At 61.9% G+C, this 13,763-nt stretch carries 9 protein-coding genes and 2 pseudogenes; 9 read left to right on the plus strand and 2 right to left on the minus strand.

Annotated features, from left to right (window positions below; all coding sequences use genetic code 11):
• Window positions 1–152: 152 nt before the first annotated feature.
• Together BBF94_RS07955 and edd are read right to left on the minus strand one after the other, a co-directional pair.
• Window positions 153–1,103, minus strand: a complete 951-nt coding sequence (locus BBF94_RS07955) for a glucokinase (RefSeq protein WP_065258495.1) — start codon at window positions 1,101–1,103, stop codon at window positions 153–155.
• Window positions 1,100–2,926 (minus strand): phosphogluconate dehydratase, encoded by a 1,827-nt coding sequence (edd, locus tag BBF94_RS07960; RefSeq protein ID WP_065258496.1) that lies wholly within the window; start codon window positions 2,924–2,926, stop codon window positions 1,100–1,102. Before edd ends, BBF94_RS07955 begins: the two co-directional genes overlap by 4 nt.
• A gap of 221 nt (window positions 2,927–3,147) precedes the next feature.
• On the opposite strand from edd, the gene gap reads away from it, so the two are divergent.
• The 9 genes and pseudogenes from gap (at window position 3,148) to BBF94_RS08000 (ending at window position 13,730) form a co-directional block, all read left to right on the plus strand.
• A complete protein-coding gene (gap, locus tag BBF94_RS07965) occupies window positions 3,148–4,149 on the plus strand; it encodes a type I glyceraldehyde-3-phosphate dehydrogenase (protein ID WP_065258497.1) in 1,002 nt (333 codons plus the stop codon).
• A gap of 189 nt (window positions 4,150–4,338) precedes the next feature.
• Window positions 4,339–4,857 (plus strand): RNA polymerase sigma factor, encoded by a 519-nt coding sequence (locus tag BBF94_RS07970; RefSeq protein WP_065258498.1) that lies wholly within the window; start codon window positions 4,339–4,341, stop codon window positions 4,855–4,857.
• 123 nt (window positions 4,858–4,980) lie between these two features.
• Window positions 4,981–5,946: a FecR family protein gene (locus BBF94_RS07975; RefSeq protein ID WP_065258499.1), complete on the plus strand. Its 966-nt coding sequence runs from the start codon at window positions 4,981–4,983 to the stop codon at window positions 5,944–5,946.
• A gap of 122 nt (window positions 5,947–6,068) precedes the next feature.
• On the plus strand, window positions 6,069–8,654 hold the full coding sequence (locus tag BBF94_RS07980; RefSeq protein WP_065258500.1) for a TonB-dependent receptor: 2,586 nt from the start codon (window positions 6,069–6,071) through the stop codon (window positions 8,652–8,654).
• A 110-nt stretch (window positions 8,655–8,764) separates the two neighbouring features.
• Entirely contained in the window at window positions 8,765–9,361 is a 597-nt protein-coding gene (locus BBF94_RS07985; RefSeq protein WP_065258501.1) for a biliverdin-producing heme oxygenase, read from the plus strand.
• Window positions 9,362–9,526: 165 nt separating this feature from the next.
• Window positions 9,527–9,922, plus strand: coding sequence for a YbaN family protein (locus BBF94_RS07990; RefSeq protein ID WP_065258502.1), 396 nt, complete (start codon window positions 9,527–9,529; stop codon window positions 9,920–9,922).
• 453 nt (window positions 9,923–10,375) lie between these two features.
• Window positions 10,376–11,383, plus strand: a pseudogene (locus tag BBF94_RS28350) (PDC sensor domain-containing protein); the annotation flags it as partial.
• Window positions 11,384–11,716: 333 nt separating this feature from the next.
• Window positions 11,717–12,241: pseudogene (locus BBF94_RS28355) on the plus strand (methyl-accepting chemotaxis protein); the annotation flags it as partial.
• Between the two features lie 142 nt (window positions 12,242–12,383).
• A complete protein-coding gene (locus BBF94_RS08000) occupies window positions 12,384–13,730 on the plus strand; it encodes a CoA transferase (RefSeq protein ID WP_065258503.1) in 1,347 nt (448 codons plus the stop codon).
• The last annotated feature ends 33 nt before the right edge of the window (window positions 13,731–13,763 follow it).

A 13,763-nucleotide genomic window follows, 5' to 3' on the forward strand; every position in this document is an offset into this window, starting at 1 on the left:
TGGGCGGATTATGCCTTAAGCACTGAATTTACAGACACTGCAGAAACAATTGTGGGAGCGAGCCTGCTCGCGATAGCGGTGTGTCAGTCAACGGATGTGTTGAATGTGAAACCGCAATCGCGAGCAGGCTCGCTCCCACACTCGATCGCATTTCAAGCCTGTTCGAGCGCCACTCCCGCACCGACGAGCCCCGAGTACGGCGCCGTCACCAGCCACACCGGAATGCCCTTGAAGTAATCGCTCATGCAGCCCTTGTCGGCAAAGCTGCGGGCGAAACCGCTTTCGAGGAAGAAATCGGCGAAGCGCGGAATCACGCCGCCAACGATGTACACGCCGCCGCGACCGCCAGTGGTCAGCACATTATTGCCGGCCACACGACCGAGCCAGCAGCAGAACTGCTCCAGCACTTCCAGGGCAATCGGATCGCCCGCAAGGCCCGCTGCAGTGATGGCTTCCGGCGTATCGAATTTGGGCTCATGGCCATCCACCGCGCAGATCGCCCGGTACACCCGAGGCAGGCCAGCGCCGCTCAACGCCGTTTCCGCGCTGACGTGGCCGATTTCGTTATGGATGTGCTGCCAGAGCTGGGTTTCACGCGGGCTGCTCAGCGGCAGATCAACATGACCACCCTCCCCCGGCAACGCGGCAAACCGGCCTTCGCCCAGATCGAGCAGGGTGCCGACACCCAGACCCGTGCCCGGGCCGATCACCACCGCCGGACGCAACGGCTCTGGCTCGCCTTCGCAGACCACACGGAATTCGCCGGGCTGCAAACGGGTCATGCCCAGCGCCATGGCCGAGAAGTCGTTGATCAGCAGCAATTGCTCGACCTGCAACGCCTCGCAGAACGCCTTGCGGCTCAGGCGCCAATGATTGTTGGTGAACTTGAATTCGTCGCCGCTGACGGGACCTGCCACCGACAGGCACACCGAACCGATGGCACCCGGCGCCAGGCCGAGCCCGCCCAGGTAGAGGCTGATTGCCTCCTCCGGGCTGGCGTGGTCGGCCGTGGCCAACACCTGCACCGATTCGAGCTGTTGATCTTTCCACAACGCGAACCGCGCGTTGGTGCCTCCGATGTCACCGACCAAAGCCAGTTTCAATTAAGCGTCTCCAGGGCAGAAGTGAAGGCGCTGGCGCCCTGCTCTGCCGAGCTGAAGGCCAGACGCATGAAGCCAAACAGTTCGCGACCGCTGCCGATGTTGTTGCCCAACAGGCCTTTGGCGGGTTCGCGCGCTGCGAATTCGGCGGCGTCCACCTTGAGTTCCAAAGTGCCTTTGACGCCATCGACGCGGATGATATCGCCCTCTTGCACGCGCGCCAAAGCGCCACCCACATAAGCTTCCGGACTGACGTGGATCGCCGCCGGGATTTTCCCCGAGGCGCCGGACATACGCCCGTCGGTGACCAGCGCAACCTTGAAACCGCGATCCTGCAGCACGCCGAGGAACGGCGTCATCTTGTGCAGTTCCGGCATGCCGTTGGAACGCGGGCCCTGAAAGCGCATCACTGCGACAAAATCCTTTTCCAGCAGACCGGCCTTGAAGGCGTCGGCCAGATCCTGTTGATCCTGGAACACCATCGCCGGCGCTTCGACGATCTGGTTTTCCAGTGCCACCGCAGACACCTTCATCACACCACGACCGAGGTTGCCTTCCATCACCCGCAAGCCGCCCTCTGCCGAGAACGCACGGGCCACAGGACGCAGGATGTTTTCGTCGAGGCTTTCGGTCGGGCCTTCGCGCCACACCAGTTTGCCGTTATCCAGGAACGGCTCTTTGGTGTACTGGCTCAGGCCGTGGCCGAGCACGGTGTTGACGTCTTCGTGCAGCAGCCCGGCCTCGAGCAGTTCGCGGATCAGGAACGACATGCCACCCGCCGCCTGGAAGTGGTTGATATCGGCCTTGCCGTTCGGATAGACGTGGCTCAGTGTCGGCACGACTTCGGAGAGGTCGGCCATGTCCTGCCAGGTCAGTTGAATGCCCGCCGCCATGGCGATGGCCGGCATGTGCAGGGTGTGGTTGGTCGAACCGCCGGTGGCATGTAGCGCGACGATCGAGTTGACCAGCGCCTTCTCGTCGACGATTTCGCCGATCGGCAGGAAGTTGCCGTTCTGTTTGGTCAGGCGCGTGACCTGATGCGCGGCTTCGCGGGTCAGGGCCTCGCGCAGCGGCGTGTTCGGATTGACGAAGGACGCGCCCGGCAGGTGCAGGCCCATGACTTCCATCAGCAACTGGTTGGTGTTGGCGGTGCCGTAGAAGGTGCAGGTGCCGGGGCTGTGGTAGGACTTCATTTCCGATTCCAGCAGCTCTTCGCGGGTCGCCTTGCCTTCGGCGTACTTCTGCCGCACGTCGGCTTTTTCCTTGTTGGAAATCCCCGAGACCATCGGCCCGCCCGGCACGAAGATCGTCGGCAGATGACCGAAACGCAGCGAGCCCATCATCAGACCCGGCACGATCTTGTCGCAGATGCCGAGCATCAGTGCGCCGTCGAACATGTTGTGGGACAGCGCCACCGCCGTCGACATCGCGATCACTTCACGGCTCGGCAGGCTCAGTTCCATGCCCGGCTCGCCCTGGGTAACGCCGTCGCACATGGCCGGGGTACCGCCGGCGAACTGGCCGACCGAGCCGATTTCGCGCAGCGCGTTCTTGATCTGTTGCGGGAAGACTTCGTACGGCTGGTGCGCCGAGAGCATGTCGTTATACGACGACACAATGGCGATGTTCGCCGAGTTCATCATCCGCAGGCTGTGTTTGTCTTCGCTGCCGCATCCGGCCACGCCGTGGGCGAAGTTGGCGCATTGCAGCTTGCCGCGCATCGGCCCGTCGGTTGCAGCGCCGCGAATCAGCGCAAGGTAAGCCTGACGCGTGGCGCGGCTGCGGGCGATAAGCCGTTCGGTGACCTCAAGAACGCGGGGATGCATGTGTAGAACTCCAGGCTAACGGATGTGGCGACCTGATTGTCTATGCTGACCAAAGCGCCCGCACGCGTGGGATGACGGGCGGTTTCCTTGACCATTCGGACCAGTTGATTCAGGTCACTCGTTGTAGATAAAACAAAATACTGCCACCAAAAAGGCTTGTTTTCTATTTTTTTGCGAATAATCTTGTAATTCCAACAACAAAACGACGGCGGCGCTGCTCAATGACTCTTCGAATCGCAATCAATGGTTTTGGCCGCATCGGCCGTAACGTCCTGCGCGCACTGTATACCCAGGGCTATCGTCAGGATTTGCAGATCGTCGCCATCAACGATCTGGGCGACAGCGCGATCAATGCGCACTTGCTCAAATACGATACCGTTCACGGCACGTTCGATGCTGAAGTCGCGCATGACAACGAGAGTCTGACCGTCAACGGCGACCGCATTTCTGTCAGCGCCATCCGCAACCCCGCCGAACTGCCATGGGCGGCGGAAAAGATTGATGTGGTGTTCGAATGCACCGGTCTGTTCACCGACCGGGCCAAAGCCGCCGCGCATCTTACTGCCGGTGCGCGCAAAGTCATCATCTCGGCCCCGGCCAAAGGCGCCGATGCCACCGTGGTTTATGGTGTGAACCACGACATCCTGCGCCAGTCGCACCAGATCATTTCCAACGCCTCGTGCACCACCAACTGCCTGGCCCCGGTGGCCCAGGTGCTGCACCGGGAACTGGGCATCGAAAGCGGTCTGATGACCACCATCCATGCCTACACCAACGACCAGAACCTGACCGACGTCTATCACACCGACCCGTACCGCGCCCGTTCCGCCACGCAGAACATGATTCCGAGCAAGACCGGCGCCGCCGAAGCCGTGGGCCTGGTGCTGCCGGAACTGGCGGGCAAGCTGACCGGCATGGCCGTGCGGGTGCCGGTGATCAATGTGTCGCTGGTGGACCTTACCGTGCAACTCAAGCGCGAAGCCTCGGCCGATGAAGTGAACGCCCTGATGAAAGCCGCGAGCCTGCACTCGAAAATCCTCGGCTACAACGCCCTGCCGCTGGTGTCGAGCGACTTCAACCACAACCCGCTGTCGTCGATCTTCGACGCCAACCACACCAAATCCAGCGGCAAACTGCTGAAGGTGCTGGCCTGGTACGACAACGAATGGGGCTTCTCCAACCGCATGCTCGATAACTGCCTGGCGCTGTGCAACGCGGAATAAAACAACAATCCCTTCAGGAGCGAGCCCGCTCGCGTAAGCGATATATCAGCCAGCATCAATGTTGGACGAGACATCGTATTCGCGAGCAGGCTCGCTCCCACGGGTTTTGATTCCAATTTGAAATCAGGGCTTGACCACTCGACTGGATGATAAGCATTATCATTCGCTCGAAATGGATCAGGCCCTCCCGTGAGTCAGTCGCAGTTCAATCACGTTTTCCTCGCCCAGCGCACGTCACTGCTGCGTACGCTGCAACGCATGGTCAACAATCACAGCACCGCCGAAGACCTGTTGCAGGAAACCTACCTGCGCGTCACGCGGGCGCTGAGCGAACGGGCCATCGATCACCTTGAACCCTTTGTCTTCCAGACCGCACGCAATCTGGCACTGGATCATTTGCGTGCGCGCAAGATTCATTCGCGCACCATGGTCGACGACGTTCCGCAGGACGTGATGCACAGCGTCGCCGCCCCCGCCAGCAGCGCCGAAGACGCCGCCCACGCCGAACAATTGCTGGAGCGCCTGAACGTGAGCCTCGGTGAACTCAGCCCCCGTCAACAGCAAATCTTCATCCTCAGCCGCCTGCACGGGCACAGCTATCAGGAAATCGCCGAAGAGCTGAGCGTGTCCCTCAGCACAGTGCAAAAAGAACTCAAACTGATCATGACCATCTGCATCGGTGTCGCCGAGCGTTTAAATGACGATTGATGCTGTAGGGCTTTTCTGTATACCTCAGGATCGACTGCACTGATCATCGGGCTTTGTTACCCTTGCCCGACTTTTACGCTTCACTAAAAAACAGCCGTGCACAGACACTGCCGAGGAAACACCGTGACGGACACTCACCGCCCTCCTTCGCCCGACACGGCGCAGGACGCTGCCAATGCAATGGACCAGGCTCTGGACTGGCTCATCGTGCTCGGCAGCCCGGACGAGGAGCAGACCCGGCAGTTTCATGCCTGGCTGGCGGCCGATCCGTTGAACGCCCAGGCATTCGCCAGGGCCCAGGCGATCTGGGACGGCCCGCAGATCGCCCAGTGCGCGCAAGACCTCGCGACCAAACCAAAGAAAGTCACCGTCCTCACACGCCTGCGACCGCACTGGAAACCGCTGGCCACTGCTGCGGTGCTTATTCTCGGACTGTTCAGTTTCAGCAACCTGCCGATGCGTCTGCAGGCCGATCACCTGACGGTGGTCGGCGAGCGTCAACGCTTGCAGCTTGAGGACGGTTCGAAAGTCCTGCTCAACACCAATTCCGCCTTTTCCAGCACGATCAACGATCGTCAGCGGGTGGCACGCCTGTATCAGGGCGAAGCGTTTTTCGAGATACCGGCCAGCCGCAGCCAACCGCTGGAAATCGACGCCGGGCCGGTGAAAGCCAGCGTGCGAGACACCGCGTTCGCCGTGCGCTATCTGGATGGCGTGGCGCAGGTGCGGGTGCAACGTGGCGACGTCGATCTGCGTGCGACCCGTGACGATGCCCGCGTGCGTCTGTCCGCCGGGGAAAGCATCCGCATCGGCCCGAATGGTTTCGACCGGCCGGCCAAGGCCGATGCCGCCACCGATCTGGCGTGGGTACAAGGTCGGCTGATCTTCGAGAACTGTCCGCTGAGCCAGGTGCTGGCGGAGCTGCGCCGCTATTATCCGGGCTTCATCATCAACACCAATGAACACTTGGCCGACGTCGCCGTCACCGGCAATTACCGTCTCGACCAGCCGCTGGACGTGGTGCGTTCGCTTGCTCACATCACCTCCGCCAGGCTTCAGGAATTCCCGGCGCTGGTGATCCTGAACTAAATGAGAATTATTTTTACTCGATAGCCGAAGCTCGTTCGTCTCGTTATAGCCAATGCAATAGATTCGCATCTTTGGACGTGAATCAGCACCTATAAAGATTCGTGCGACACGGAGCGCTATCGATGTCCTCACGCCTTACCCGCCAGACTTCCTCCCCTTCCCGCGTACTGTCGCTGCTGACCGCCGCCATCCTGATGGCCGGCACCGCGCCGCTCATGGCCGCCACCGAGCAGCCGGCACGCAACATGGGCGATTACGCGTTCGCCATCGGCCAGCAACCGCTGGTGTCGGCGCTCAACGCATTCACTGCCGTCACCGGCTGGCAGGTCGGCTTGCCGGCTGAATTGGGTAAAGGCGTGTCGTCGCCGGGCGTGCGTGGTTCGCTGCCACCGGAAAAAGCCCTGGAGCGCCTGTTGGTGGGGACCAACCTGAGCTTCCGCAAAATCAGCAACAACAATGTCGTGCTGGAAAAACGCATCAACAGCGGCGCTCTCAACCTCGAGCAGGTGACCATCAGCGCCACCCGTCAGGAACAGTCAGTCAACAGCGTGCCGGCCACCGTTACTGTGCAGACCCGTCAGGATCTGGACCGCAACAACGTCAACACCATCAAGGATCTGGTGCGCTACGAGCCGGGCGTCTCCGTGGGCGGCGCCGGCCAGCGCGGCGGGATCAGCGGCTACAACATTCGCGGCATCGACGGTGACCGCATTCTGACCCAGGTCGACGGCGTCGAAGTGCCGGACGGCTTCTTCAACGGCCCGTACGCCAAGACCCAGCGCAACTATGTCGACCCGGAAATCGTCAAACGCGTGGAAATCCTCCGCGGCCCGGCCTCGGTGTTGTACGGCAGCAACGCCATCGGCGGTGCGGTGAGCTATTACACCCTTGACCCGGACGACATCATCAAGCCCGGCAAAGATGTCGGCGCCCGCCTGAAGACCGGCTACAGCTCCGCCGACGACAGTTGGCTGAAATCCGCCACCGTCGCCGGTCGCGCCGACCAGTTCGACGGTTTGCTGCACTACAGCCGGCGCGACGGCCATGAAACCGATTCCTACGGCAGCAACAACGGCACCGGCCTGGAGCGCACCGCCGCCAACCCGGAAGACGTGAAAGCCAGCAACGTTCTGGCCAAGATCGGCTGGAACTACAACGAAGGTTCGCGCCTGGGCCTGACCTACGAAAAGTACAAGGATGATCGCGACACCGATCAGAAAAGCGCCTACGGCGGCCCCTACTTCAACGGCGCTCCGACGATTCCGGACAGCGTGCTGCCCGGCGGCATGTACCAGTGGCGCACCGGCAACGACACGGTCACCCGCGAACGTTTCGGCCTGGAACACAGCTTTGAGCTGAACAGCCTGCTGGCGGACAACGTGAAGTGGAGCCTCAACCACCAGACCGCCAAGACCGACCAGAGCACCGACGAGTTCTACTACCCGATGACCCGTAAAGTGCTGCGTACCCGCGACACGATTTACGAGGAAAAACAATGGGTGTTCGATGCGCAACTGGACAAGGCATTCGCCATCGGTGACACCGATCACGTGCTGACCTACGGCACCACGATCAAACAGCAAAAGGTCACAGGTTCACGCAGCGGCGATGGCAAGTGCCTGGCAGTCGGTCGCGGTTGCACCGCCATCGGCGCCACCAGTGCAACCGACGTGCTGAAGAAGTCCAGCGACTTCCCTGACCCGACCATCAATACCTACAGCCTGTTCGCCCAGGACCAGATCAGCTGGAACAAATGGACCTTCCTGCCGGGCCTGCGCTACGACTACACCCAGCTCAAGCCACATATCACTCAGGAGTTCCTCAACACCGTGGCCGCCGACGGCAAGGGCACGGTCAGCGATCAAAACAAGACCTGGCATAAAGTCTCGCCGAAATTCGGCCTGACCTACGCCCTGACCGACAATTACACCTGGTACGGCCAGTACGCCGAAGGCTTCCGCACGCCGACCGCAAAAGCGCTGTACGGTCGTTTCGAGAACAGCACCACCGGCTATAACGTGGCGCCGAACCCGAACCTGGAACCGGAAAAGAGCAAAAGCTATGAAACCGGCCTGCGCGGCAACTTCGAACAAGGCTCGTTCGACGTGGCGGTGTTCTATAACAAGTACCGCGATTTCATCAACGAAGATGCCGTCACCCCGGGCTACAACGAGCTGACCTTCCAGACCAACAACATCAAGCACGCCACCATCAAGGGTGCCGAAGTCAAGGGTCGTCTGAATCTGGATTCGTTCGGCGCGCCACAAGGTCTGTACACCCAAGGCTCGATTGCCTACGCCTATGGTCGCAACAACGACACCGGCGAGCCGCTCAACAGCGTCAACCCGCTGACCGGCGTGTTTGGCCTCGGTTACGACCAGGACAACTACGGCGGCCTGCTGAGCTGGACCGTGGTCAAGAAGAAGGATCGCGTCGACGACAGCAACTTCAAATCGCCGGACGGCGTCAGCAGTCAGTTCAAGTCGCCGGGCTTCGGCGTTCTCGACCTGACCGGGTATTACAAAGTCACTGACGACGTCACCGTCAGCGGCGGCGTCTACAACCTGACCGACAAGAAGTACTGGCTGTGGGATGACGTGCGCGGCTACGACAGTGTCGGCGAAGCCGCCGTGCTGAGCCCGGCCAACCTTGATCGCCTGACTCAACCGGGTCGCAACTTCGCGATCAATCTGGTCTGGGACATCTGATCCGCCCCACCTCGCTGCGTGTGTGAATCAGCACGCAGTGAGGTTTTTTTACGCTCCCACGACTTCTTGTTCGTCTCGTTATCAAGCGCCTCTTTTATCAAGGACATCCCATGAGCACCCCGGAAAAAGCCCTGCGTTCGCAACGCTTGAACCAGATCACCCACGAGCCGCACAGCAAGCTCGACGCACTGGTCAAGGCCCACGCGCCGTTCGAGACCCGCGCCAGTTTCGCCCGCTTCGTGGTCGCGCAGTACCTGTTCCAGTCGGAACTGGTCTCGCTGTACAACGATGCCGAACTGACTGCCATCGTCCCTGACCTGCCGGCCCGTTGCCGCGCCGAAGCGGCCAAAGCCGACCTCGCCGACCTGGACACTGAAGTGCCAGCCCCGGTGGCCGGTGCGGTGAAAAACCCGAGCAAGGCCCGCGCGCTGGGCTGGATCTTCGTGTCCGAGGGTTCCAAGCTCGGTGCTGCGTTCCTGATCAAACGCGCGGTCGCGCTGGACCTGAGTGAAACCTTCGGCGCCCGTCACCTCGGCGAGCCTGAAGGCGGCCGGGCCGAAGGCTGGAAAAGCTTCGTGCGCACCCTCGACTCGCTGCCGTTCAGTGCCGAGGAAGAAGCCGAAGTGGAGCAAGGCGCGCTCGATGCGTTCAACCGCTTCACCGTGCTGCTGGAGCATGCTTACGCCACGGAGGCCGAACCGGCCTGAAGCCACACCGACTGCCCATTGTGGGAGCGAGCTTGCTCGCGAAGAGGCCGTCAGATTCAACATCATCGTTGACTGACGTACCGCTTTCGCGAGCAAGCTCGCTCCTACAGGGAACCGCACAAATCTGTAAGATTGCCATTTCGCCTCACGCATTCCCTCGAGCCCATGCCCCAACCCGCCTCCTCCCGACTCGCCCGCCTGCTGTTCGGCCTGCTGGCCTACGTCAGCCTCGGCATCGGCCTGATCGCCATCGTCGTGCCCGGCCTGCCGACCACCGAGTTCATCCTGCTCGCCGCCTGGGCCGCGACCCGCAGCTCGCCGCGCCTGAGTGCCTGGCTGGAAAACCATCGGCTGTTCGGGCCGATCCTGAGCAACTGGCGCAATGGCAAGATCATCGCTCGCAAGGCCAAGGTCAGCGCCACCGTCAGCATGCTGCTGTGCGCGACCCTGATGCTGGTGATGCTCGATCATGGCTGGCCGGTCTACCTGGCCATTGCCGGCATGACGCTGGGCAACCTGTGGATCTGGTCGCGCCCGGAATCCCGGCCAGAGATTTCCTGATTTCTCATTGCTTTTCAGGGCATTTCCCCGCGCAAACGTTTTGCCGCGACCGTTCGTCGGCAGACGGCTCATGCCGCCTCGCCCCGCGCCGATGAGCATTGAATGGCGCTGAATGGATTTGGCGAACCGGGCAATTCCGTGCCCCGTAGCCAACAGCTCATTCATTCGCGAGAACGTCCCATGTTCGACTCCCTGTCCATTCGCCTGAAAATCGTCCTGCTGTCCGGGCTCTGCCTGCTCGGCGTGGTGGCGCTGATCGTCGGCATCAACATCTACCAGACCAACCGGAACGACGAACTGGTCAGTGAATCGAGCAGCAAGATGCTCACCGCCAGCGTGCAGAACTTGCTGCAGGCCAAGGCCGCCGAACAGGCGGTGCAAGTGCAGAAGACCTTCGGCGAGAGCCTGCTGGTGATCACCGCACTGGCCGACCAGATCAAGGACATGCGCGTCATGGCCGCCAAGCGTTCGCTGGACGCCGGAGCCTTGCGTGAAGAGTTGAACCTGAGCCTGAAAACCGCGTTCGAGCGCAACAGCAAGGTGCTGGGCATCTGGCTGGCCTTCGAACCCAACGGCCTGGACGGCAAGGACAGCGAGTTCGTCAACGACGCGGCGCGCCAGTCAAACGAAGCCGGGCGCTTCGCCACGTACTGGAGCCGCGCCGCCGGTTCTGCGCTGAACACGATCATGGTCGAAGAAGACATGACCAAGACCACCCTCAGCGTCAGCGGTACGCCTTACAACAGCTGGTACACCTGCCCTCGCGACAACAAGCGCACCTGCCTGCTCGATCCGTATGCCGACACCGTGGGCAACAAGGAAATGCTCATGACCACCATTTCCGTGCCGCTGCTGGTGGACGGCAAAGCCATCGGCGTGGTCGGCATCGACATCGCCCTCGACGCCCTGCAAGCGGCGGCCGTGGGTTCCCAACGCGAACTGTTCAACGGTGCAGGACACATGCTGATCGTCTCCGGCAGCGGCGTGCTCGGTGCCTACAGCACCGACGCGACCAAGGTCGGCAAAGGCATCGCCGAAACCCTGGGCGCCGAAGGCAAGGACATCCTGCAACTGCTGAACGACGGCACACCGAAGATTCTCGAACAGGGCGACCTGATCCGCGCCGTGTACCCGGTCGATCCAATTGGCAACTCTCGCGCCTGGGGCGTGGTCATCGACCTTCCGAAACAAGTGCTGCTGGCCGACTCGGTCAAGCTGCAAGCGGTGCTCGATGACGCTCAGCAAACCGGCGTAATGACCGCGTTGGCGGTGGCCGTGATCGCCGGCCTGATCGGCCTGGTGCTGATCTGGCTCACCGCTTCGGGCGTGACCCGGCCGATCAACAGTGTGGCCGAGATGCTGAAGAATATCGCCAGCGGTGAAGGCGATCTGACCCAGCGCCTGAACTACACCAAAAAGGATGAACTGGGCGAGCTGGTGAACTGGTTCAACCGTTTTCTCGACAAGCTGCAACCGACCATCGCTCAGATCAAACAAAGCATCACCGAAGCCCGTGGCACCGCCGATCAATCGTCGGAAATCGCCCGCCAGACCAGCGAAGGCATGCAGGTGCAGTTCCGCGAGATCGATCAGGTTGCGACCGCCTCCAACGAAATGAGCGCCACGGCCCACGACGTCGCCAACAGCGCCTCGAACGCCGCCAGCGCGGCCAAAGGCGCCGACCAGTCGGCCAGGGACGGCCTGTCGATCATCGAGCGCAGCACCCGCGACATCAACCAGTTGGCCGACGAGGTCAGCAAAGCGGTGACCGAAGTCGAAGAACTGGCGGTCAACAGCGAACAGATCGGCTCGGTGCTGGAAGTAATCCGCAGCATCGCCGAACAGACCAACCTGCTGGCGCTGAACGCTGCGATCGAAGCCGCCCGGGCCGGTGAAAGCGGTCGTGGTTTCGCAGTGGTCGCCGATGAGGTCCGCAACCTGGCCAAGCGCACTCAGGATTCGGTTGAAGAAATCCGCGTGGTGATCGAACGCATCCAGACCGGCACCCGTGGCGTGGTCGCCACCATGCATTCGAGTCAGGCCCAGGCCCACAACAACGCCGGACAGATCCGCCAGGCCGTGGACGCCCTCGGCAAGATCAGCGATGCGGTCACCGTCATCAGCGACATGAACCTGCAGATCGCCAGCGCCGCCGAACAGCAAAGTGCGGTGGCCGAAGAGGTCAACCGCAACGTCTCGGCGATCCGCACCGTCACTGAAACCCTGACAGAACAGGCTACCGAATCGGCAGCGATCAGCAGCCAGTTGAATGCTCTGGCCAGCCAGCAGATGAAATTGATGGATCAGTTCCGCGTTTGACCTCCCTTCCCTGATCGTTCCCACGCTCCGCGTGGGAATGCAGCCCAGGACGCTCCGCGTCCCGCTCCAGAACTGAAACGCAGAGCATGGGAACGATCTCGTCATCTGTTCTATGATCAGGCCCTCTCCCGGAGGGCCTTCGATGACTGATCTGCTCACGTCCGTTCAAGCCGCACTCGGTTTGTCCAACACGCCAATTCCGTTCACCGCCGAGGGCGCCCTGCCCTCGGCGTTTGCCGTCACCGACCTGGCCTGCGCGAGCATTGCCGCAGCCGGTCAGGCGATCAGCGAATTGCTCCGGCAGCAAACCGGACATTTACCTGCCCTTGAAGTGGACCGCCGCCTCGCCTCGTTCTGGTTCGCCACCTCACTACGGCCAACGGGTTGGGAAGTGCCGCCGCTATGGGATCCGGTAGCGGGCGATTACGCGACCCGGGACGGCTGGATTCGTCTGCACACCAACGCCCCGCATCACCGCGCCGCCGCTGAAAGCGTGCTCGGTGCCTGTGCCGATCGCTCGGCAATGGCGGCGAAAGTCGCACATTGGACCAGTGCCGATCTGGAGCAGGCGGTGGTCGATGCCAAGGGTTGCGCTGCCCAGATGCGCAGTTGGGAACAGTGGCAAAAACATCCCCAGGGACTGGCGGTGAATGCCGAACCCCTGGTGCATTTCACTGATGAGAAAGACGAACGTCATCACCCCTGGCAAGGCACGGTGGCGCAACCATTGGCCGGGCTCAAGGTGCTCGACCTGACCCGCGTCCTCGCCGGCCCGACCGCCAGCCGCTTTCTCGCAGGCATGGGCGCGAATGTCCTGCGCATCGACCCGCCGACCTGGAACGAGCCCGGCGTGGTGCCGGAAGTCACCCTCGGCAAACGCTGCGCACGGCTGGATCTGCAGCAACCGGCAGATCGTGCGGTGCTTGAAGGCTTGCTCAAGGATGCGGACATTCTGCTGCATGGCTATCGCGCCGATGCGCTCGAACACCTCGGCTATGGCGTCGAACGCCGCCGGCAACTGAGACCGGGGCTGATCGACGTCTGCCTCAACGCCTACGGCTGGAGCGGCCCGTGGCAGAACCGCCGGGGCTTCGACAGCCTGGTGCAGATGAGCAGCGGGATTGCCGAGGCCGGGCAGCGCTGGAAGCAGGCGGACAAACCGACGCCGCTGCCGGTGCAGGCGCTGGATCATGCGACGGGGTATCTGATGGCGGCGAGTGCGATCCGGTTGCTGACCGAGAGGCTGCGCAGTGGTCGAGGAGGATCGGCAAGATTGTCGTTGGCGCGGACGGCGAAGCTGTTGATCGAGCAGGGGCCGGGGACGGACGAAGTGCTGCGTCCGGAAGATGAACAGGATCAGAACTCGCAGGTGGAGCAGACACCCTGGGGGTTGGCACATCGCCTCCAGGCGCCGCTGAGTATTGCTGGAACGCCGTTGCAATGGTCGTTGCCGGCAACTGAATTGGGATCACATCGAGCGCAGTGGTGAATTTCAGACCGCCATCGCTGGCAAACCAGCTCC

The organism is Pseudomonas bananamidigenes (assembly GCF_001679645.1).
GTDB classification, from domain to species: domain Bacteria; phylum Pseudomonadota; class Gammaproteobacteria; order Pseudomonadales; family Pseudomonadaceae; genus Aquipseudomonas; species Aquipseudomonas bananamidigenes.